Source organism: Cryobacterium sp. M23 (assembly GCF_002929655.1).
GTDB lineage: Bacteria > Actinomycetota > Actinomycetes > Actinomycetales > Microbacteriaceae > Cryobacterium > Cryobacterium sandaracinum.
The window spans coordinates 157,259-177,407 of the sequence record NZ_PJJV01000081.1; the positions used below are offsets into that span (position 1 = coordinate 157,259).

General features: G+C 69.7%; 20 protein-coding genes. 15 read left to right on the forward strand and 5 right to left on the reverse strand.

The genetic code is table 11. The features are described 5' to 3' along the window. Window positions 1–111: 111 nt before the first annotated feature. Genes CXY82_RS15350 through CXY82_RS15360 form a run of 3 tightly spaced genes read left to right on the forward strand, consistent with a single transcriptional unit; the run spans window position 112 to window position 2,945 of the window. Window positions 112–807, forward strand: coding sequence for a 1-acyl-sn-glycerol-3-phosphate acyltransferase (locus CXY82_RS15350; RefSeq protein ID WP_233194191.1), 696 nt, complete (start codon window positions 112–114; stop codon window positions 805–807). Beyond that, window positions 797–1,924, forward strand: coding sequence for an NAD(P)H-dependent glycerol-3-phosphate dehydrogenase (locus CXY82_RS15355; protein ID WP_233199374.1), 1,128 nt, complete (start codon window positions 797–799; stop codon window positions 1,922–1,924). Before CXY82_RS15350 ends, CXY82_RS15355 begins: the two co-directional genes overlap by 11 nt. After that, complete coding sequence (locus CXY82_RS15360; RefSeq protein ID WP_104171672.1) at window positions 1,827–2,945, forward strand: D-alanine--D-alanine ligase family protein; 1,119 nt, start codon at window positions 1,827–1,829, stop codon at window positions 2,943–2,945. Before CXY82_RS15355 ends, CXY82_RS15360 begins: the two co-directional genes overlap by 98 nt. A gap of 28 nt (window positions 2,946–2,973) precedes the next feature. Here the strand turns inward: CXY82_RS15360 and CXY82_RS15365 are convergent, their stop codons facing one another. The 3 genes from CXY82_RS15365 to CXY82_RS15375 all read right to left on the reverse strand — a co-directional run bounded on the left by CXY82_RS15365 (window position 2,974) and on the right by CXY82_RS15375 (window position 5,015). After that, a complete protein-coding gene (locus tag CXY82_RS15365; protein WP_104171673.1) occupies window positions 2,974–3,201 on the reverse strand; it encodes a sulfurtransferase TusA family protein in 228 nt (75 codons plus the stop codon). A 35-nt stretch (window positions 3,202–3,236) separates the two neighbouring features. Continuing rightward, window positions 3,237–4,295 (reverse strand): YeeE/YedE family protein, encoded by a 1,059-nt coding sequence (locus CXY82_RS15370; RefSeq protein WP_104171674.1) that lies wholly within the window; start codon window positions 4,293–4,295, stop codon window positions 3,237–3,239. A 204-nt stretch (window positions 4,296–4,499) separates the two neighbouring features. Further along, window positions 4,500–5,015 carry a DUF3515 family protein gene (locus tag CXY82_RS15375; protein WP_104171675.1) on the reverse strand — a complete coding sequence of 172 codons (516 nt, stop codon included), beginning with the start codon at window positions 5,013–5,015 and terminating at the stop codon, window positions 4,500–4,502. Window positions 5,016–5,039: 24 nt separating this feature from the next. Here CXY82_RS15375 and thiL point away from each other — a divergent pair, with 24 nt between their 5' ends. Next, window positions 5,040–6,047, forward strand: a complete 1,008-nt coding sequence (thiL, locus tag CXY82_RS15380) for a thiamine-phosphate kinase (RefSeq protein WP_369828391.1) — start codon at window positions 5,040–5,042, stop codon at window positions 6,045–6,047. Between the two features lie 7 nt (window positions 6,048–6,054). Here thiL and rsmD read toward each other — a convergent pair whose 3' ends face one another. After that, the gene (gene rsmD, locus CXY82_RS15385; RefSeq protein ID WP_104171677.1) at window positions 6,055–6,633 is read right to left on the reverse strand and encodes a 16S rRNA (guanine(966)-N(2))-methyltransferase RsmD; all 579 of its coding nucleotides are present in this window, start codon (window positions 6,631–6,633) and stop codon (window positions 6,055–6,057) included. 95 nt (window positions 6,634–6,728) lie between these two features. Here rsmD and CXY82_RS15390 point away from each other — a divergent pair, with 95 nt between their 5' ends. The 11 genes from CXY82_RS15390 to CXY82_RS15440 all read left to right on the forward strand — a co-directional run bounded on the left by CXY82_RS15390 (window position 6,729) and on the right by CXY82_RS15440 (window position 18,699). Continuing rightward, the gene (locus tag CXY82_RS15390; RefSeq protein WP_104171678.1) at window positions 6,729–8,924 is read left to right on the forward strand and encodes an ATP-dependent DNA helicase RecG; all 2,196 of its coding nucleotides are present in this window, start codon (window positions 6,729–6,731) and stop codon (window positions 8,922–8,924) included. A 57-nt stretch (window positions 8,925–8,981) separates the two neighbouring features. Next, the gene (gene coaD, locus CXY82_RS15395) at window positions 8,982–9,470 is read left to right on the forward strand and encodes a pantetheine-phosphate adenylyltransferase (RefSeq protein ID WP_104103054.1); all 489 of its coding nucleotides are present in this window, start codon (window positions 8,982–8,984) and stop codon (window positions 9,468–9,470) included. A gap of 86 nt (window positions 9,471–9,556) precedes the next feature. After that, window positions 9,557–10,528, forward strand: coding sequence for a MoxR family ATPase (locus CXY82_RS15400; protein WP_104171712.1), 972 nt, complete (start codon window positions 9,557–9,559; stop codon window positions 10,526–10,528). Window positions 10,529–10,532: 4 nt separating this feature from the next. Further along, window positions 10,533–12,143 (forward strand): DUF58 domain-containing protein, encoded by a 1,611-nt coding sequence (locus tag CXY82_RS15405; RefSeq protein WP_146069149.1) that lies wholly within the window; start codon window positions 10,533–10,535, stop codon window positions 12,141–12,143. Then, window positions 12,130–14,571, forward strand: coding sequence for a DUF3488 and transglutaminase-like domain-containing protein (locus CXY82_RS15410; RefSeq protein WP_104171680.1), 2,442 nt, complete (start codon window positions 12,130–12,132; stop codon window positions 14,569–14,571). Before CXY82_RS15405 ends, CXY82_RS15410 begins: the two co-directional genes overlap by 14 nt. 11 nt (window positions 14,572–14,582) lie before the next feature. Further along, window positions 14,583–15,155 carry a DUF177 domain-containing protein gene (locus CXY82_RS15415; RefSeq protein ID WP_104171681.1) on the forward strand — a complete coding sequence of 191 codons (573 nt, stop codon included), beginning with the start codon at window positions 14,583–14,585 and terminating at the stop codon, window positions 15,153–15,155. Between the two features lie 2 nt (window positions 15,156–15,157). Then, window positions 15,158–15,361, forward strand: coding sequence for a 50S ribosomal protein L32 (gene rpmF / locus CXY82_RS15420; RefSeq protein WP_066596228.1), 204 nt, complete (start codon window positions 15,158–15,160; stop codon window positions 15,359–15,361). Window positions 15,362–15,496: 135 nt separating this feature from the next. Beyond that, the gene (gene rnc, locus CXY82_RS15425; protein ID WP_104171682.1) at window positions 15,497–16,183 is read left to right on the forward strand and encodes a ribonuclease III; all 687 of its coding nucleotides are present in this window, start codon (window positions 15,497–15,499) and stop codon (window positions 16,181–16,183) included. 33 nt (window positions 16,184–16,216) lie between these two features. After that, window positions 16,217–17,158: an Fpg/Nei family DNA glycosylase gene (locus CXY82_RS15430; RefSeq protein ID WP_104171683.1), complete on the forward strand. Its 942-nt coding sequence runs from the start codon at window positions 16,217–16,219 to the stop codon at window positions 17,156–17,158. Window positions 17,159–17,266: 108 nt separating this feature from the next. Continuing rightward, window positions 17,267–18,517 carry a DUF222 domain-containing protein gene (locus tag CXY82_RS15435; RefSeq protein WP_104171684.1) on the forward strand — a complete coding sequence of 417 codons (1,251 nt, stop codon included), beginning with the start codon at window positions 17,267–17,269 and terminating at the stop codon, window positions 18,515–18,517. Next, window positions 18,514–18,699, forward strand: coding sequence for a hypothetical protein (locus tag CXY82_RS15440; RefSeq protein ID WP_104171685.1), 186 nt, complete (start codon window positions 18,514–18,516; stop codon window positions 18,697–18,699). The genes CXY82_RS15435 and CXY82_RS15440 overlap by 4 nt, the downstream gene beginning before the upstream one ends. Before the next feature lie 200 nt (window positions 18,700–18,899). On the opposite strand, the gene CXY82_RS15445 is transcribed toward CXY82_RS15440, so the two are convergent. Further along, window positions 18,900–19,982: a GNAT family N-acetyltransferase gene (locus CXY82_RS15445; RefSeq protein ID WP_104171686.1), complete on the reverse strand. Its 1,083-nt coding sequence runs from the start codon at window positions 19,980–19,982 to the stop codon at window positions 18,900–18,902. Window positions 19,983–20,149 lie beyond the last annotated feature (167 nt).

Here is a 20,149-nt window from a genome sequence, read left to right on the forward strand (position 1 = left end):
CCAGCGTCCGTGTCCGATCCAACGCCCCAGACCCACATCTCCCGTGACGTCGTGAACCCCGGGCGGGAGCGTTCGGAGACCCGGCGGCCATCCGTGTTCTGGGTGCTGGCGATGATGATCCTTCCGGTGATCAATCTCGCCGTGCGGTACAAAGTCACCGACGCCGCGAAGTTCCCCCGTTCGGGGGCGTTCGTGATGGCGCCCAACCACTTCAGCGAGATCGACCCGCTTCTGATGGGGGTGCTGAGCTGGAATATGGGGCGCGCGCCCCGGTTCATGGCGAAGGCATCCGTCTTCAAAATCCCGGTGATCGGGTGGCTGCTGCACAAGTCGGGACAGATCCCGGTGCAGCGCGGCGGCAGCGTGCGCGGCAGCGAGCCCGTGAAGGCGGCCGAGCGACTGGTCGAACGTGGCCAGATGGTCGTCGTCTACCCGGAGGGGTCGCTGACCCGGGACCCCGCGCTGTGGCCGATGCGTGGCAAGACCGGCGCCGTGCGGATCGCTCTCGAGCAGGGTATCCCGATCGTGCCGGTGGCCCACTGGGGAGCGCAGGCGATCATGCCGCGCTACTCGAAGCGCCTGAGCCTATTCCCGCGCAAGACCGTGCTGGTCAAGATCGGTGACCCGCTCGACCTGGCGCAGTTCCGGGGCCGCAACCTCGACCCGGCGACGCTCAACGAGGCCACCACGCTCGTCATGGCCGCCATCACCCAGTTGCTCGAAGATCTTCGGGGCGAGACGGCGCCGTCCAAGCGCTGGAACCCGACCGAACACGATCAGAAAGAGACCGGCCGTTTTGAAGCCTAAGGTTCAGCCAGGCAAACGGGTGGCCGTTCTCGGCGCCGGCAGCTGGGGCACCACGTTCGCCAAGATCCTGGCCGACGGCGGGGCCGACGTCGTGCTGTGGGCCCGCCGTCCCGAGCTCGCCCGCGAGATCACCGAGGCCCGGCGCAACAGCGACTACCTGCCCGGCATCAACCTGCCGGAGGGCCTGCGGGCCACCGCGAGGCTCGACCTGGCCCTCGCCGGCGCCGAGCAGGTGTTCGTATCGGTGCCGAGCCAGTCGCTGCGCGAGAACCTGATCCTGGCCGAGCCGTTCCTGGCTCCCGGCGCCATCGTGGTGTCGCTGATGAAGGGCGTCGAGCGCGGGTCCGGCCTGCGCATGAGTCAGATCATCGCCGAGATCCTGCCGATCAACCCCGACCTGATCGCGGCGATCTCCGGACCCAACCTGGCCCTGGAAATCGCCAAGGAACAGCCGACGGCGGCCGTGGTCTCCTCGAACAGCCTCGAGACCGCGCAGGCCGTTGCCATGCTGGCCCGCAACCGCTACTTCCGCTCCTACGTCAACACGGATGTCATCGGCACCGAATTCGGCGGCGTGCTGAAGAACCTCATCGCCGTGGCCATCGGCATCGTCGACGGCGTCGGCTACGGGGAGAACACGAAGGCGTCGATCATCACCCGCGGCCTCGTGGAGATGACCGATTTCGCGGTGGCCTACGGCGCGCATCCGGAAACGCTGGCTGGCCTGGCCGGCCTGGGCGACCTGATCGCGACCTGCCAGTCGCCGCTGTCGCGCAACAACACCGCCGGCCGGCTCCTCGGCCAGGGCTACGGCATCAACGACGTCGTCAAGCAGATGCAGCAGACCACCGAGGGTCTTGCGTCCGTCGGACCGATTCTCGATCTCGCCCGCGCCAAGGGGGTGGACATGCCCATCGTTGAGCAGGTCCGCCAGGTGCTGGCCGGTACTCTGAAACCGCGGGATCTCGCCCCGCACCTGACCACGGACTCAGCGGAGCCGCAGGGCGAAAGGACGATTGATGACGAACAAGCTCACGGTGGCGCTGCTCTTTGGGGGTCGGTCAAGCGAACATTCGATCAGTTGCGCCACAGCGGGCGGCGTCCTGGCGGCGATTGACCGCGACCGCTACCACGTCATTCCGGTCGGCATCACCCGCGACGGAGCCTTCGTGCTCGAAGCGGATGACCCGGCCCGGTTCACATTGGACGCGGACGAACTGCCGGAGGTCTTCGACAACGGCACCCGCATCCGCTGGCCGGAGAGCAGCCTCAGCCGCCAGTTGACCGTCAGTGACGGCGCCGGCTACCGTTCGCTCGGCAACGTCGACCTGGTCTTCCCGATCCTGCACGGCCCGTTCGGCGAGGACGGCACCGTGCAGGGGCTGCTCGAACTCGTCGGGCTGCCCTACGTGGGCTCAGGCGTGCTCGCGTCGGCGCTCGGAATGGACAAGCACTTCACCAAGACCGTCTTCCAGCAGGCTGCCCTCCCGGTCGCCCCGTGGCGGACCATCACCGCCGGCGATTGGGCCGAGGCTCCCGGGATGGCGTTCGCGGCGGCCGAGGAGCTCGGGCTGCCCGTGTTCGTGAAGCCGGCTCGGGCAGGGTCGAGCGTGGGCGTGAGTCGGGTGTCGACCCTGGACCAGCTCGCCGAGGCGATGCGGGTTGCTCTGCTCGAGGACAGCAAGGTTCTGATCGAGGCCGGGTTGCGCGGACGCGAACTCGAGATCGCGGTGCTGCAGGGGCGTCCTGGGGAGCCGACGCGGGCATCCGTCGCCGGCGAGGTGCGGGTCACCGGGCGGGACTTCTACGACTTTGCCGCCAAGTACCTCGGTGCGTCCGGCATCGACCTGGTCTGCCCGGCCGACCTCACCTCCGAGGAACTCGCCCAGATACAGGCCCTGGCCATCCGCGCGTTCGACGCGATCGATGGCGCCGGCCTGGCGCGGGTGGACTTCTTCCTCACCGATGACGGCTGGGTGATCAACGAGATCAACACCATGCCCGGGTTCACCCCCATCTCGATGTTCCCGAGCTGCTGGCTGGCCAGTGGCTTCACCTACCCGCAGTTGATTGATGAGCTGATCGAGGTGGCGATCGCCCACCGCGCCGCGTCGGCCGCGCTGCACCTGGCGGTCTAGCCGCCCAGCCGCGCGCCCGGCGCGGCGATCAGGCCTTCTGCACCGTGATGGTCCAGTGGGCGTCCCCGACGCGATCGAAGTGCGTGACCGGGTAGCCGCTCTCCGCCGCCCAGCGTGGCAGGGCGTCCGTCGCTTGCGTGCAGTCGAAGTTGATGGTGAGCTCGTCGCCGAGGTCGAGCTTCTCGATTGCGGCTCCGGCCTCCACGAGCGGGAACGGGCAGACCTGACCGTCGGTCTCAAGTACGTACTGTGCCATGTCGGGCTTCTTTCTCCTGGTTGGCTACGGGGTTGCTACTGGTTGGCCGGAACGCGAGCGGGGGAGACCCCTACCCGCGCGGACCCGGTGATGAAGAGGCGCGTCGCGGCGCCGGTGCCGATGATCATGAACACCAGCGCCACCCAGCCCTGGAGGCCGAAGGTGGCGGTGTCGACCATGCCGTTGCCGATGGTGCATCCGCCGGCCAGGCTGGCTCCGACGCCCATCAGCACCCCGCCGAGGATGCTGCGGATGGTGGTGGTGACATCGGGCAGTCGCACCCGGAACTCGCCGCTGCCCTTGGCTGCGATGACCGAGCCGAGCAGGATGCCGATCACCAGGTACACTCCCCAGTCGATCAACTGGGGATTGCCGCGCACGAGGTAGTTGACGATGTTCGAGGACGGCCCGGTGATACCGAGCCCGGACTCGCGCCCGGTTGCCCAGCTGAGCGGCCAGGCGAGGATGGCGAGCGGCGCGATGATCAGGGCGGTGGTGAACGCGCCCCATTTCTTCTCGAACAGGAGATGCCGGATGCCGCTCGTGCGGGCCGGGAGCGACGCGACCGGCAGGGACGACCGCAGCCGCAGGTGGTGCCGGGCGAGCAGGCCGACGCCGGTGACGAGCACCGCGACCAGCACCCACGGTGAGATGCCGAGGACTCCGTGGATGGTGGAGGCCTCCACGGTGATACCGCGCAGCGCCGCGACCGGAGCGGACAGCGCGCCCGTCTTCGAGATGGCGGAGAAGAGGGCGTAGAAGATCAGGGCGAACCAGCTGCCCACCAGACCCTCGCCGGCGCGGTAGTAGGTGCCCGTGGCGCATCCGCCGGCCAGCACGATGGCGAACCCGAAGATGAACGCACCGATGATCGTGGCCAGCCAGGCGAAGGGCTGGGGGTCGAGGGTGATCACACCGGCAGCGTCGAGGGCGAAGACTCCCACACTCTGCACGGCGATGACGATCAGAAAGGCCGTCAGCCAGCGGGTGCTGCCCGTGAGCCACAGGTCTCGGAACGCGCCGGTGACGCAGAACCTGCCCCGCTGCATGGTGAAGCCCAGGGCGACGCCCAGGCCGAGTCCGGTGAGAAGCATGTCGTGTCCCCGTCCATCAGAGGCCGCACGCCGTGTGACGGCGACTCCCCGGCGACGTTACGGGCCGGCCGGCGGCGCTGCTCCCAGACGTCGCGGCGTAACGAAATGAGACGTAACACTTGACAACTCCGTACCCGCACTCGTCCGTGCGGCCGCAACCCCTAAAGCTGTCGACTCGGGGCAGCAGGCCGGCGGGGTGGCGGGCTATGGAGCGGGCGCCACCGTCTCGCCGTCGGTCGGCAGCAGCAGGTCCGCGGCGCCGAGGCACTGGCCCGTCGCGGGGATGTTACCCACGGCCTGCGCCAGGTCTACGAGCACCGTGGACCCGCTGACCTTGTCCGAGTCGATGACCAGTTCGGTTGCCGGGTCGCGGCCGTAGGTGGTGTAGCGGTAGAGCGGGGCATCCGAGTCGTCTTCGATCCAGTCGATGCCGTTGACCGTGAGGCAGGGGAGCGTCGTCGGTGGGGGAACGGCAACGCCGCAGTGCAACAGGACCGCGCTCGGGGTGCCCCACGCGCCCGTGGCCTGGGCGTTCGTCTCACGTTCCGGAAGCGAGGCCACCGAGGTCGGAAGGCGAACGATGAGGTCGGCGCAGGTGGGATTGACGGCATCCGCGGCCGGTTCCAGCGGCACGACCGCCGTGCAGCCGGTGAGGAGCACGGTACCGGCGACGAGCGTGAGCGCGAGGCCGGTGTGGAGGAAACGGATGCGGGGAGTCATTGCATTCAGGCTACCGTTTGAAGCATGACGAATGCTGCGGGCGCGATGTTCCCCATGAGTGCGACGCTGGCCGACCTGAGCGAAGGGGAGGTGCTCGCTCGGATCTTCCCGCGACTGCCGGGCTCCGCGGCCCAGCTCCTCGGCCCCGGCGACGACGCCGCCGTGATGCGGGCCCCGGACGGGCGCTACGTCGTCACCACGGACATGATGATCCAGGGTCCGGATTTCCGGCTCGCCTGGTCGTCCCCGCACGACCTCGGCTGGAAGGCCGCCGCGACGAACCTGTCCGACGTCGCCGCCATGGGGGCCCGTCCCACCGCACTGGTGGTGGCGATCGCCGCCCCGCCGTCGACGCCGATCACGGTGATCGAGGGCATCGCCGACGGGTTGCGCGACTGCTGCGAGGCGCTGGCCCCCGGCTGCGGCGTCGTCGGCGGCGACCTGTCCGCGTCCGACGCCCTCACGCTCGCTGTGACAGCCTTCGGCGACCTCGAGGGACGCGAGCCCGTGCTGCGCTCCGGGGCGCGGCCAGGCGACGTCGTGGTCCTGGCCGGGCGCCTCGGTGAGGCCGCCCGAGGCCTGGACCTGCTCTTCCGTCTCGCCGTGGACGAAAACGGTGTTCCGGATGCTGCGCTGGCGGATGCACTGCGGGCGCAGCATCCTGAGGCGGTCGCCGCGCAGCTCGCACCGGTGCCGCCCATCGACCGAGGTCCGGCCGCCGCCGGCGCCGGCGCGACCGCGATGCTGGACGTGTCCGACGGACTCGCCATCGACGCCGGGCGCCTCGCCCGGGCCAGCGGCGTGGGCATCGACTTCGCCCGGTCGGCCCTCGGCGAGAATGTCGAGCGTTCCCTCGGCGGCGGCGAGGACCACGGCCTGCTGGCCACTTTCCCGCCGGGCGCCGTGCTGCCCGCCGGCTTCCGCGCCGTCGGCGTGGTGACGGATGCCGCAGGCTCGGTCCTGGTGGACGGCCGCCCCCACGACCAGGCCGGTTGGGACCCCTACCGCGGCTGGGACGGCGCCGTCGCCTGAGAGCGCCTCAGGCCGCCGGCAGCACGGGGGAGGCGTACCAGACGGTCGTGTCGCCGTAGTCCTTGCGCCGGTCGGATCCGAGGCCCGCTCCCCAGACCGGTTCGGGGGAGCGCGAACTGCGCTCCACGATGACGAGTGCGCCCGGGTCGAGCAGCGGCGCCAGGGCGGCAAGGTTGTGGCCGAGCTCGGTCTCGGCCAGGTCGTAGGGCGGGTCGATGAAGACCAGGTCGAACCCTTCGCCGGTGGCCGCGAGGAACGACTGCACGGCCTGGCTGCTCACCTTGATCTTCGGGGCGCCCCGCCCCGGTGCCGCCCGCAGCACGGCCTCGGTGTTCTTCCGGCACATCTGCGCGGCGCCGAAGTTGTTCTCGACCAGGGTCACGATGCGCGCTCCCCGGCTGGCCGCCTCCAGGCCGAGCCCGCCCGATCCGGCGTACAGATCGAGAACCCGAGCGCCACGGATGATGTCGCGCGCGTCGAGGGCGGAGAAGATCGCCTCCCGAACGCGGTCGCTGGTGGGGCGGGTGCCGGTCTTGGGCACCGCCAGGGGCAGGGAACCGGCAAACCCGGCGACGATTCGCGTCATAACCCGTCGAGTTTATCGCCCGTCGGCGGCCGAGCTCGCGGCGCACCCGCGCCAACCCGGTGCCGCATGTCGCACGTGCCGCCTACGATCGAGACATGACCGATTCGGAGGCTGGGGAGACTCTCGCCCCGGTGACCCTCGACAGCAAGCTGGCCACCGTGGTCGGCGGCAAAACGGCCGTCGCCCTGGGCAAGGCCTTCGGCTCGCACACCGTGGGCGATCTGCTCAGCCACTACCCGCGCCGCTACGCCCGCCGCGGCGAGCTCTCGTCGATCAGCCTGCTGCCGCTCGACGAGAACGTGACCATTGTGGCGGAGATCCGCTCGGTCGAGGAACGCCCGATGAAAGCCCGCAAGGGGTCGATCGTCGAGGTGAAGATCTCCGACGGCCGCGGCATCCTCAGTCTCACCTGGTTCAACCAGTCCTGGCGGGCCAGGCAGCTCCAACCCGGCATGCGCGGAATGTTCGCGGGGAAGGTCACCGACTACCGGGGCCACCTGCAGCTCACGCACCCGACCTACAAGCTCTTCGGCCCCGGCGCCGACGACGAACCCGAGATGCCCACGGATGCCGCGGCCGCCAAACTCTGGATCGAGCAGCCCGTCGCGATCTACCCGGCCACCAACACCGTGGCCAGCTGGCAGGTCGCGCAGTCCATCGCGATCCTGCTGGACAGCGTGGGCCCGGTGCCCGACCCGATCCCGCCGGGGCTGCGCGCCGAGCGCGGGCTGCTGCCGCAGGGCCGGGCCTTCGAGCTGATCCACCGCCCGGAAACCGATGCGGACTGGCGCCGCGCGAGGGACACCCTGCGGTTCACCGAGGCCTTCGTGCTGCAGAGCGCCCTGGTGCAGCAGCGGCTCACCGCCCGGCAGCAGCACTCCACCCCGCGAGTGGCGTCGTCCGGCGGCCTGCTCGAGCGCTTCGACGCCGGCCTGCCCTTCAGCCTCACCGCGGACCAGCAGGGCGTGGCCACGGAGATCTCCGCCGACCTTATCGAGACCCACCCGATGAACCGGCTGCTGCAGGGTGAGGTCGGCTCCGGCAAGACCGTCGTGGCCCTGCGGGCCATGCTCACCGTCGCCGACACGGGCGGCCAATCGGCTTTCCTCGCTCCCACCGAGGTTCTGGCGGCCCAGCACCTGCGCACGATCGTGCGGTCGCTCGGCCCCGAGCTGGCGGGCACGCTGATGCCCACCCTGCTCACCGGGCAGCTGCCGGTGGCAGAGCGCCGCAAGGCGCTGCTCCGAGTGGTGTCCGGACAGGCCAAGATCGTGATCGGCACGCATGCGCTGCTCGGCGACAAGGTCACGTTCTTCGACCTCGGACTGGTCGTCGTCGACGAGCAGCACCGGTTCGGCGTGGACCAGCGCGAGGCGCTGCGGCTGAAGGGGGCCGTGCCGCCGCACGTGCTGGTGCTTACCGCCACCCCGATCCCGCGCACCGTGGCCATGACCGTGTTCGGCGACCTCGACGTGAGCACGATCGCGGAGCTGCCGGAGGGGCGGCAGGGCATCGAGACGTTCGTCGTGCCTGTGTTCGAGAAGCCCGGCTGGGTCACCCGGGTGTGGACCCGGCTGGCGGAGGAGCTCGCTCAGGGCCGCCAGGGTTTCGTGGTGTGCCCGGCCATCGCCCCGAAACAGCTCGAGGAGGGCGCGGAGGTCGATCCCGAGGCTGCAGCGCCGGCATCCGTCGAAATGGTGCTCGCCGAACTGCGTCGTAACCCGGCCCTGGCCTCTGCCCGCATCGAACCGCTGCACGGGCGCATGACCAGCGAAGAGAAAGACGTGGCCATGCGCGCGTTCGCGGCCGGTGAGATCGACGTGCTCGTGGCGACGACCGTCATCGAGGTTGGCGTCGACGTGCCCAACGCCTCCGCCATGGTGGTGCTGGACGCCGACCGGTTCGGCGTCTCGCAACTGCACCAGCTGCGCGGCCGGGTGGGCCGCGGCGGCGTGCCGGGGCTCTGTCTCCTGGTCACGAGCGCGGAGGCCGAAACCATCGCGCGCGAGCGAGTCGAGGCTGTCGCTGCCACCCTCGACGGGTTCGAGTTGGCCCAGGTCGACCTGGAGCTGCGCCGGGAGGGCGATGTGCTCGGCAGCAACCAGTCCGGGGGCCGCTCTTCGCTGCGTCTGCTGAGGGTGGCGACCGACGGCGACCTGATCGGGGAGGCCAGAGGCTATGCGCAGCGCCTGAGCGAGCACGACCCGCACCTCGAATCGGTCCCGGCGTTGCGGGAGGCGGTGCGGCGGCGCCTCGACGACGCGGAGCGGGCCTCGCTCACCAAGTCCTGACAGCAGGATCGGAGCGCGCTCAGGCACCGTTCACGCACTGGGGCTAGGGTGATCGCTATGCGCAGGATCGCCGTCGTCCCCGGTTCATTCGACCCCGTCACGCGGGGTCATCTCGACGTGATTGAACGGGCGTCCGGTCTCTTCGACGAACTGCACGTGCTCGTCGTGCACAACCCCGGCAAGACGGCTCTGCTGCCGATCAGCCAGCGGGTTTCCCTGCTGCAGCGGTCCATCCTGGACGCCGGGCTGCCGGGCAACATCGTGGTGGCCTCCTGGGGCATGGGGCTGCTCGTCGAATACTGCACGGAGGTCGGCGCAAGCGTGCTGATCAAGGGCATCCGCTCACAGGTGGACGTGGCCTACGAGACCCCAATGGCGATCGTGAACCGCAACCTCGCCGCCGTGGAAACGATCTTCCTGCTGCCGGACCCGGCCAACGCCCACGTGTCCAGTTCCCTGGTGCGCCAGGTCGCCGCGCTCGGCGGCGATATCACCCCGTATGTGCCGCCGGCCGTGGCGGCGTTCCTGCAGAAGACACGCGTGTGAATACGTCGCCCGTGCGCTCGGTTTCCGTTCCGGCGCTCGCCGGGAACGCGGGCGGCCCTGTCGCCGACACGGACGACGAGACCCTGATGGACCTTCCGGCCGTCGAGGCTGCGGCGCGTGCGATCATCCGCAATGTGGAAACCGTCATCGACGGCAAGCACACGGCCGTCACGACGGCTCTCACGGTGCTGCTGGCCCAGGGGCACCTTCTGATCGAGGACGTTCCCGGCGTCGGCAAGACCATGCTGGCCAAGGCGCTGGCCAAGTCCGTGCACTGCACGGTCAGCCGCGTCCAGTTCACCCCCGACCTGCTGCCCTCCGACGTGACGGGCGTGTCGGTGTTCAACCAGGTGGACCGCCGATTCGAGTTCAAGCCTGGCGCCATCTTCGCGAACATCGTGATCGGGGACGAGATCAACCGGGCGAGCCCGAAGACCCAGTCCGCGCTGCTGGAATGCATGGAGGAACGCCAGGTCACCGTCGACGGCTCCACCTATCTGCTGCCGCTGCCCTTCACGGTCGTGGCCACCCAGAACCCGATCGAGATGGAGGGCACCTATGCGCTTCCCGAAGCCCAGCGGGACCGGTTCATGGCGCGCATCTCGATGGGGTACCCCGACACCGAGTCCGAGCTGATGATGCTGGATGCCCGCGACACGTCGAGCCCGCTGGCCGGCATCGAGGCGGTCGTCTCCGGCGCCCAGCTGCGCGGAATGATGACGGCCGTACAGCGGGTGTTCGCCTCTCCCGCGGTGAAGGAGTACACGGTCAGCCTGGTGCGGGCCACCCGCGACGACCGCGACCTGCGCCTGGGCGCCAGCCCCCGTGCCACACTGCAGCTGATCCGGGCGGCCAAGGCCCAGGCGGCGCTGCACGGCCGGGACTATGTGCTGCCCGACGACATCGACTCTCTCGCCGTCGCCGTGCTCGGGCACCGCCTCGTGGCGAGCAGCCGGGTGCTCGGCCACCATCAGGACAGCGGCCCGGTGGTCGACGACATCGTTCGCCGGATCGTGACGGCCACCCCCGTTCCCGTCGGTGCCACCGGGCATCCCTGACGCCATGCCGGCGAAGCAGCGGCGCGTCCGGTTTCCCCGGCTCACCCTTCGAGGCGGGATGTTCCTCGCCGCGGGAGCCGGCCTTCTGCTGCTCGCCCTGCTGACGAACCAGCGCGACCTTCTGTTCATCGCCGGTGTGCTTTTGGCCATCCCAGTCGCCGCCCTCGGGTACGTCTCGATCCATCGGGTGCGCCTGCGCGTCACCCGGATGCTGCGCCCACCGGTCGTGCCGGCCGGCGGCGAGGTCGTCGTGGGGCTCGGGGTGCGGAACCTTTCCCCCCGGCCCCTGGCGGGCCTGCATCTGCGGGACACCGTGCGGGGGCGGGACGCCGGCGACGCCGGACTGACCGTGCCGGCCGGAACGCCGCTGCCGGCCCTCGACCGCTACGAGGGCGGCCCGGACACCGGTGCAGACAGCGTGAGGTTCGAGTACCGGTTCAGCTTGCCCCGGCGGGGTCTCTACGCAACGGGCCCGGTGCTGATCAGGCGTTCGGATCCCTTCGGCCTTGCCTCGGGCGAGTGGGCCGTGGGGGAGCCGCACGACCTGGCGGTGACGCCCCGGGTGACCGCCCTGGCCGGCCGGGGCCTCACCGGCACCCTGAACGACGGCGACGTTCCGGAGCGGCTCCGGCACCTGAACCACAACGCAGACCCCTTGATCGCGCGCGAGTACCGGCCGGGCGACCCGCTGCGCCGCGTGAACTGGCCGGCCACGGCCCGCCTGGGCGCGATCATGGTGCGGCAGGAGGAAGAGCAGAGCAACCCCGGAGCCCGACTCGTGCTTGACACCGCGCTGCGCGGCGGCCGCGGCCGCCCGACCGTCGTCGGTGCCGACACTGGTGCCGGTGCCGACAGCGGCACCGATCTCGGCGGGCCGCGCCTCGAGCAGGCGTTCGAGGTGGCCGTCGAGCTCGCGGCATCCGTGGGGGTGCACCTGCTGGCGGCCGGCTACCGGCTCGACCTGGTTGCGCTGGGACCGAGCCTGTCCGGACCGAGCCTGTCCGGACCGAGCCAGTCCGGACCGAGCCTGTCCGGACCGAGCCTGTCCAGTCCCAGCTCGGGCTCGTCCGGCAGGCTGGCGAGCCCGGGTCAGGCGAACGCCACCCCGGGGCGAGCCGGCGGCCGCGGCGGCCTGCGCGGCGACCCTCCCACCGTCTTCCTGCCGCCGGGCGGAGTCGCGCTGCTGCTCGAAGGGCTGGCCGGGGTCAAGCCGGCGGACCCGCCCGACCCGGCGGAGACCGCCGAGGACGCAGCAGAACAGACGTACACGTTCGGCGGCCCCGCAGTGAAGCCCGGACCCCCGGCATCCGTCGAACCAAGTACGCCCGAGTCCGGGACCGCCGCGAAACTCAGCACGCTCGTGGTGCCCGGCGGGCTGCTGCCGACCTTCGCGGTGCTCGTCGCCGTCGACGACCGGGATCTGGCCGAGCTCGCCGACCTCGTGTCCCAGAGCCGCCCCGCGGTGGCGTTCGTGCTGCCCACGGTGCGAACGGATGCCGTGCGCCGGCTACGCGAGGCCGGCTGGCGCTGCATCCCCGTGCACCAGACCCCGGACATCCCCCGTGCCTGGGAGGACTTTATCGGCGCGAGGAGGCCCCTGAATGACGCCGTCTGACCGGGTCGCTCCCGACCAGGCCGCTCCCGACCAGGGCACTCGCACCGCCTGGCGCGACCCCTCCGCCCGCGCGGCCCGACTCAAGCGGGCGGAGTGGCCCCTCGCGTTCGCACTCCTATTGCTGTTGGTCGTGGCCGACGCCGGCCTCGGGCCGCTGCTCGAGGACACGGGCTGGTGGTGGCTGATGACGTTCACGGCCGCCGGCGTCCTGCTCGGTTCCGCCGGGTTCCGCCGCGCCGGGCTGCCCGTCTTCCTCGGGTCGCTCGCTGGATTAGGGGTTCTTGTGGCGGTCCTGACGCTGCTCTTCGGCGCCGGAAGCGGCTGGCTCTGGCTGATCCCGACCGGGGAGACGATCGACCGGTTCCGCGATCTGGCGCTCTCCGGGGCGGTCTCCATCGAGCAGCAATCGACGCCGGCCGAGGCGACCGCCGGCATCCTGTTCCTGCTCAGCGCCGGCGCCGGCGTGATCGCGATCCTGATCGACACGCTCGCGGTCATCCTGCGCGTGCCCGCGCTCGCCGGACTGCCCGTGCTGGTGCCGCTGCTCGTGCCGGGGCTTGCCCTCGGCCACGAGGCCAACCTGGAGGCCCTCGTGCTCACGGCCGCCACCTACCTCCTGCTCCTCCATGTCGAGATCCGGATGCGCCGAGCCGGCAGCCTGCCCGGCCCGCCGGCCGCAGCGGGGCCCGGCACGGTCGCGCCCGGGCGGCGCCACGTGCCCGGCTCTTTTAAGGGAGCGGTCGTCGTGGGCAGCGTCGCGATAGTGGCGGCAATCGTGGTCAGCGTCGCCACGCCCGTCTTGCCTGGGGGCAGCCTCACGCGCGCGCGCCCGGGCAGCAGCCTGCTGTTCGCCAACGGTGTCAGCCCCATGATCAACCTCGGTCAGGACCTGCGCCGGCCGGACGCCGAACCGGTGCTGCACTTCCGCACCACGGCGACTCGGCCGCCCTACCTTCGGCTGCTGACACTCGATGAATTCTCGGGCCGCAACTGGACCGCCGGGGAGGCGCCCGGGAGCCGCGCGAACGCCGTCGACGACATCGACCTGCCGCCAGGGTTCTCACCCGATATCAAGACGAGCGAGACGATCACGACCATCGGCATCGACAACCTGGCCGCCCGGTGGCTGCCGACCCCTGCGCCGCCCCGCTCGGTGACCGGCCTGCTCGGCGCCTGGTACTGGAACGAGGCGACCGGGTCCATCACGAGCCCCGGCGACACGACCCGCGGCCAGGAATACACCGTCACCGCGCTCACGCTGGAGCCGACGGCGGAGCAGTTGCGGAAAGCCGAGGGTGCCTATCCGGCGGAGATCCGGCGCAGCCTGAGGCTGCCAGCCGAGACTCCGGCCCTGATCGGCGACACCGCGCGTGAGGTCACCGCCGGCACCACGAGCGCGTACGAGGCCGCGCGGACCCTGCAGGACTACCTGCGCGGCAGCGACTTCGCTTACGACACCGAGGCTCCCGTCGAGGCCGGCTATGACGGTGGCGGCATTGACGTCGTCAGCACCTTCCTCGAGGTGAAGACCGGGTACTGCGTGCACTTCTCCTCGGCGATGGCGGCGATGGCCCGCTCGATCGGCATCCCGTCCCGGATCGCGATCGGCTACCAGCCCGGGTCGCTGTCCGCGTCGGGTTCCGTCGCCGGGGTCGGCCGGTACAGCGTCGACACCCACGACCTTCACGCGTGGACGGAGGTCTACTTCGCGGGCGTCGGCTGGGTGCCCTTCGAGCCCACGCCCGGCCGCGGCGCCGTGCCTGCGTACACGCAGGACGATGCCGTCACCGTGCCGCTGACTGATTCCGGCCAGGCCGGCCCGTCGGACGCGCCGCGCCCCGATGACCTCGGTGGCCAGAACGCCGCTGACGCCCAGGCCGACGCTTCTTCGCCCGCGGACTCGCGCGGCGGCATCATCCGTCTCGGCCTGCTCGTCCTCGGGACGTTCGCGCTGCTCCTTCTGCCGGCCCTCATCCGGGTGACCCGGCGGATGCTGCGGCGCCGGGGCCTCCTGTCGGGGCAGAGCGGGGCCGTGGAGGCGTGGCGTGAGGTCAGCGACACGGCGGTGGACCATGGCGTCTTCGTGCGGGAGACCGAGACGCCGCGCGAGCTCGCCGCCCGGCTACGGGTTCTCATCGGCTCGGTAGGCGGCACCGAGAGCGTTACGGAGGGCGCCGGTCCGGGCGGGGGAGCCGCGGCCGAGGCCCTCGACCGGCTCCTCGTGGGAGCGGAGCGCAGCCACTACGGGCGACCGGGTGACGACGCGCAGTCCGCGCGGGCGGCGGAACGCGTGGCCGACCTCGACGTGGTGCTCCGCGGCATCCATTCGGTGTCGGGCCGGCGCCTGCGGGTGCGGGCGACGCTGCTGCCGGCATCGCTCTGGCGCCCCGGCGAGCGACGAATCGGACGCCCAGCCGCGAACGCGTAGAATCGTCCCTCGTGAGTAGATTCAAGAAGACCCCGTACAAGGTCGATGTGCGCGACCTGATCAACCGCCCGGGCACCATGCACGAACGGCACCTCGAAATCGTCGTGCCGGGAGACCTCGGCGAGAGCCTGGTCGCCGTGAAGGCCGGCTCTACCGTGATCGCGAACCTGCGCCTCGAAACCCTGCACGAGGGCATCCTCGTGTCGGCCCAGGTGTCCGGAATCGCCGCCGGAGAGTGCGGCAGATGCCTCATCGACGTCGAATTGCCGGTCCAAGTCGAGTTTCACGAGCTTTTCGCGTACTCTCTAGACGAAGCTTATGAAAGTGAAGTTCAAGATGACCACGTGGATCTTGAACCTCTGATCAGGGATGCGGTGGTGTTGTCACTGCCGTTCCAGCCGGTTTGCCGGCCGGATTGCCCAGGTCTCGACCCCGAGACCGGTGAACGGCTTGCCGAGGCCCCTGAGTTCCTACCCGAAGAAAAGCGCGATCCCCGGTGGGCCGCGCTCATGGAATTCCAAGCTTCCGAAAGCAGCGGCACGGATGAAGACATCCAGGCTGAAACGGATAGAGAAGAGAAGTAGTCATGGCAGTCCCGAAGCGCAAGCAATCACGCTCCAACACCCGTTCACGTCGTTCCTGTTGGAAGGCCGAAGCTCCCACCCTGGTCAAGACCATGGAAAACGGCAAAGTTGTCTACAGCCTGCCGCACCGCGCCAAGGTCGTCACCGACGCCGCCGGCACGGCGCTGTTCATGGAATACAAGGGCCGCAAGGTCGCCGACGTTTAGTCTCGTTGTGCTCGAACGTCTGATGCCGCGCCGACGGATGCCGGGAGTCCCGATTCAGGGTCCCGATCCGTTGAGTCGCGGCATCAGTGTTTTCGGTCGGCATCTGCCTGGCGGGCACTCGCTGAGTCGGCAGTCGTGAGCGTCGATCCCGAGGTCTCGTCCTTGCTGGCGACTCTCGGCGTGCAGATCGACCCGGCCTTGCTTGAGCTCTCTCTCACCCACCGCTCGTACGCGTACGAGCACGGCGGCATACCCAACAACGAGCGCCTCGAATTTCTCGGTGACTCGATTCTGGGGCAGGCCGTGACGGTCATGCTCTATCGGGAGTACACGCAGCTCGACGAGGGTGACCTTGCCAAGCGCCGGGCCAGCCTGGTGTCGAGCGTTGCCCTGTCGGGCATCGCGCGCGGCATCGGATTGGGTGCGTACGTGCGCCTCGGCCGCGGCGAGATCCTCACCAATGGGCGCGACAAGTCGTCGATCCTTGCCGACACCGTCGAGGCGCTCATCGGAGCGGTCTACCTCGACTCCGGCGGAGAGACGGCGACGGCGCTCGTGCTGCGCCTGATCGAGCCGCTCCTCCGTGACCCAGGGCACTTCGGAGTGTCCATGGACCCCAAGACGAGCCTGCAGGAAGCCGCGGCTCGCCTGGGAACCGGGGTTCCCGTGTATTCCATCGCGGAAAGCGGACCCGATCACTCCAAGATCTTCATCGCCACCGTCACTGTGGGTGACGTCAGTGCGGTCGGCGGGGGCACGAGCAAGAAGCACGCCGAGATGGCCGCCGCGCTCGACGCCTGGACGCGCCTCAGCACTCCCTGAGCTGCTGTCAGGCCGTGACGCTGAAAGGCTCGCATGCCCGAACTTCCTGAAGTGGAGGTCGTTCGCGCCGGCCTGGCGCCGGCCGTAACCGGCGCCGTGATCGCCGGTGTCGAGGTCTTCGAGCCACGATCCCTGCGTCGCCATGACTCCGCGAGCGGGTATTTTGCCGACCTGTTGCAGAGGCGGGGCGTGCTCGCCGCCGTCCGCCGGGGTAAGTTCCTCTGGCTGCCGCTGGATTCCGGGCGCGCCCTGGTCGTGCACCTCGGAATGAGTGGTCAGGTGCTGCTGCGCAGCCCCGGATCGGACACGGACCGGCACCTGCGCATCCGTTTGCAGATCGAGCACCCGGAACACGGCGAGCTGTGGGTCAACTTCGTCGACCAGCGCATCTTCGGCAGTATGGCCGTGGACTCGATGCAGCCCACCCGCGACGGGCTGACGGCCGGGTACTCCGGGCTCGCAGGCGGCGCGACCGGGGCGGACGGACTGGCCGGTTCAGGCCTGGGCTGGTCGGGGCTGATCCCGTCGCAGGTGGCGCACATCGCGCGCGACCCGCTGGATCCGGGCTTCTCGGCGCCGCTCTTCCTGGCTGCCCTGGCCCGCAAGAAGACCGGGATCAAGCGCGCCCTGCTCGACCAGACCCTGATCAGCGGCATCGGGAACATCTACGCCGACGAGGCCCTTTTCGAGGCCCGGGTGCACTACGAGCAGCCGGCAGACTCCCTGTCGCCCGCGAAGGGGCGGGCGCTGCTCGGCGCGGTCCGCAGCATCCTGAACCGGGCCCTGGCCGAGGGCGGCACCAGTTTCGATGCGCAATACGTGAACGTGAATGGTCAGTCCGGGTATTTTTCGCACCGCCTCAACACGTACGGCCGGCAGGGTCTACCGTGCCCCCGCTGCGGCACACTGCTCGTGCGGCAGCAGTTCATGAACCGCAGTTCACACCTCTGCCCGCGATGCCAACGGCTGCGCTGAGGCTCGCTGCCCGCGAGAAGCCTGCCTGTCGAACAAAAATACGAAAGTCTTTCGAATATCAAGTGAATAACTCTCGACTTTAATTACCATCTTTGCTAACCTCGGACCATGACAACCACCGCAGATGACCTCAGAGCGGCAACGGATGCCGTCGCCCGCCCGGGCTCGTCCTGCGCCGACTATGAGCACCTCGCCGACGCCGCGGTGCTGGCCGGTCAGAAGCAGATCGCGGCCGCCCGCCGCCTCCTCGACACCCGATCCGCGTGGATGGCGGCGACCATCGCCCGGCGTTCCCGGCCCGAACTCGGCCATTCAGGTCTGGCCGCGCAGCAGGGATTCCTCTCGCCCGAGGCGCTGATCCAAAAGGTGACGGGCTCGACCAAGACCGACGCGTTCAAACTGGTCGCGGTCGGCACGATGATGGCCGATGCCGAGGCGGCACAGGCGCGCGTCGAGGCGGCCGTGGAGTCGCCGGACGCTGATGCCGCCGAGGTTGCGGAGTTCGTTGCGAAGGTGCCCTGGCAGGCGCCGATCGCCCGCGCGGTCACCAGTGGCGCTCTCTCCGTCGACGCGGCCGAGTCGATCCGTTTTGGTCTCGGCCAGATCGACGCGGCGGTCACCGCCGACAAGCTCACCGAAGCCCTGACCCTGCTTCTTGTCGAGGCGTCGACGCTGAACACTGACCAGGTCTTCAGACTCGCGCGGCGCATGCGCGACCGCCTCGACGAGGCCGGCATTGCCGCCCGGGAGAAGCAGACCCACGACGACCGGTTCCTGAAGGTCTACCGGCTCGGCAACGGCAAGGTGCGTCTGAATGGCCTCTTCGCGACCGAAGACGGCGAGTTCGTGCTCTCCGTCTTCGACCCGATCACCAGCCCTCGCCGCGGCGGGGTGCGCTTCGTCGACAAGGCGAAAGCCGCGTGGGCCACACGCATGCAGGACGACCCCCGCACCACGGACCAGATCGCCGCCGATGCCCTCGTGCAGCTGCTGAAGATCGCCGGCGAGGCCGATCAGGGCCGGGTGTTCGGCGGTCACCGCCCTTCGGTGCGGGTCATCGTGACCGAAAAGGCCGTCAAACCGCGCCAGCCGGGAGCCCTGAAGTCCGAGGCCACGGGCAGATCGAAGGCAACCCCGAGCCGATCTCGCAGGAAACGATCGACCGGCTCCACTGCGACACCGGAACCCGAAGCCTCCAGTTCGACGACACCGGGCAGATTATCGACGTCGGCGGTGACGAACGACTCTTCACCGAGGCACAGCGCGCCGCCATGGGAGTGCGCGACGGCGGGTGCCGGTGGGTGGACTGCGACAGATCACCCGCCTGGACTGAAGCACACCACATCACTGAGTGGTTGAAAGACAACGGCTACACGGACCTCGCCGACGGGGTATTGCTCTGCCACCCGCACCACCTGTTGCTGCATAACCGGCACTGGACGATCATTCGCACTGGAACCGACTACTGGCTCCGGCCACCGGTCGAAGTCGACCCGGACCAAACCCTGATCGCGCTGCCGAGCAAGCGAGCGTCGCACTGAGCCGGGGCGGACTGCGCTGGCCGCCTCTGCTACGTTTGCCGGCTTTGCCCTCTTTGCTGGCTTTGCGGTCTTTTGTTCTTTGGCTTTGGGCTTTTGGTTGTCGGGTCTTGGGATCTGGGTCTTGGGATCTGGGTCTTTGGCTCTGGGACTCAGGGCTCGGGGATTCAGGGCTCGGCAGGCTCGAGGGCCGGAGGGCCGGGTTAGAGGGCGTCGCGGCGCCAGGCTCCCTCGTAACCGAGCGGCACGAAGCCGATGGCCTCGTTGACCGTGAGCATGTGCCGGTTCTCCTCAGCGTTATAGGTCAACACCGACGGATGCCCGGGGCGCTCCGCCGCGAGCAGCTCGAGGTTCGCCACCTTCAGCAGCATCCCCAACCGGCGGCCGCGGTGCTCGCGCAGCACCAGAGTGTCCTCCTGGCTGACCGCGCGGCGGGACTCCGCCGGCACCTCCAGCTCGGTGAATCCCACGAGGTGGCCGCTCGGGCCATGCAGCACCGCCGAGGTCAGCGCCGTGCGCCTGCCGGCGGCAGCCTTCTGCTCCTCCTGCATGACGCGCTCGGGCGTCCAGAGCTGCTCCGGTTCGGCAAGGCCGGCGCTCGGGGCATCCGTGCTCATGCGCGTGTAGAGCACCGCCAGATCGGGCAACCATTCCGGCGGGGTGCGATCGACCCACTGCAGCACTGCATAGTCCGGACCCGCGTGCGCGGCGGCGGCGTCGCGCAGTCGGCGTAGCTGCGTGGGATCCACCGGCAGGGTAAGCCGGCTGGCGCGCACGACCTGCTCGAGGAGGTAGCCGCGGCCCTGAAGGAACCGAACCTCGGGGTTGCCGAGCGGAACCGAACCGAACCCGGTGGGGGAGTGAATGCGCTCACCCGGCGCTGTCGGTGATGGTGCGTAGACGATCTGAACGCTACGGTCCTCGGACTGCGCGATCGCCTCGAGCCGGGCAGTGAGGGCTGAGCCGATGCCTCGCCGTCGGTACTCGGGAAGCACTTCCACGGCCAACCACGCGTGCTCGGCAGAATCCTCCGGAAGGGTCTCGTAGTGACCGCGCCCGACAAGGCGTCCCTTGGACCGGGCCACGAAGAGGCGTTTGGGCTCCCACGCCTGCTTGAGCCAGCCCGGCAGGAGCTCTTCGGCGGTCAGCTCCAGGTCGGTGGTGCCATACGCCTCGGCCTCGACCGTGTTGCGCACCCCGTTTGCCGCCTCGAAATCGGCCCAGCCGGGAGCCTGCGGCGCGGCGGGGACGGCGAGTTCGTCGATCTCGAAGGTGAAGGTCCCCATGATCGGCCAGCGTAGCGCCGCCCCTGCCGCCCCTGCCGCCCGGGCTCGGCCCCAACCCCGAACCAATTCGACGGAGATTTTGCTCAAACCCGGCCCGAGACATCCGTTTCCGCTCCAAATCGGCAAAATCTCCGTCGAATTCGTCAGGGACCGCGCCTACCGCCAGG

Bases quoted from the DNA above. Each gene is read 5' to 3' on its own strand.
- CXY82_RS15400 (WP_104171712.1), top strand. From the start codon at position 9,557: ATGGACCTTCCGGCCGTCGAGGCTGCGGCGCGTGCGATCATCCGCAAT.
- CXY82_RS15370 (WP_104171674.1), bottom strand. From the start codon at position 4,295: ATGCTTCTCACCGGACTCGGCCTGGGCGTCGCCCTGGGCTTCACCATG.
- CXY82_RS15430 (WP_104171683.1), top strand. From the start codon at position 16,217: ATGCCCGAACTTCCTGAAGTGGAGGTCGTTCGCGCCGGCCTGGCGCCG.
- rsmD (WP_104171677.1), bottom strand. From the start codon at position 6,633: ATGACGCGAATCGTCGCCGGGTTTGCCGGTTCCCTGCCCCTGGCGGTG.
- thiL (WP_369828391.1), top strand. From the start codon at position 5,040: ATGACGAATGCTGCGGGCGCGATGTTCCCCATGAGTGCGACGCTGGCC.
- coaD (WP_104103054.1), top strand. From the start codon at position 8,982: ATGCGCAGGATCGCCGTCGTCCCCGGTTCATTCGACCCCGTCACGCGG.
- CXY82_RS15375 (WP_104171675.1), bottom strand. From the start codon at position 5,015: ATGACTCCCCGCATCCGTTTCCTCCACACCGGCCTCGCGCTCACGCTC.
- CXY82_RS15390 (WP_104171678.1), top strand. From the start codon at position 6,729: ATGACCGATTCGGAGGCTGGGGAGACTCTCGCCCCGGTGACCCTCGAC.
- CXY82_RS15350 (WP_233194191.1), top strand. From the start codon at position 112: ATGATGATCCTTCCGGTGATCAATCTCGCCGTGCGGTACAAAGTCACC.
- CXY82_RS15445 (WP_104171686.1), bottom strand. From the start codon at position 19,982: ATGGGGACCTTCACCTTCGAGATCGACGAACTCGCCGTCCCCGCCGCG.
- rpmF (WP_066596228.1), top strand. From the start codon at position 15,158: ATGGCAGTCCCGAAGCGCAAGCAATCACGCTCCAACACCCGTTCACGT.
- CXY82_RS15360 (WP_104171672.1), top strand. From the start codon at position 1,827: ATGACGAACAAGCTCACGGTGGCGCTGCTCTTTGGGGGTCGGTCAAGC.
- CXY82_RS15365 (WP_104171673.1), bottom strand. From the start codon at position 3,201: ATGGCACAGTACGTACTTGAGACCGACGGTCAGGTCTGCCCGTTCCCG.
- CXY82_RS15410 (WP_104171680.1), top strand. From the start codon at position 12,130: ATGACGCCGTCTGACCGGGTCGCTCCCGACCAGGCCGCTCCCGACCAG.
- CXY82_RS15435 (WP_104171684.1), top strand. From the start codon at position 17,267: ATGACAACCACCGCAGATGACCTCAGAGCGGCAACGGATGCCGTCGCC.
- CXY82_RS15405 (WP_146069149.1), top strand. From the start codon at position 10,533: ATGCCGGCGAAGCAGCGGCGCGTCCGGTTTCCCCGGCTCACCCTTCGA.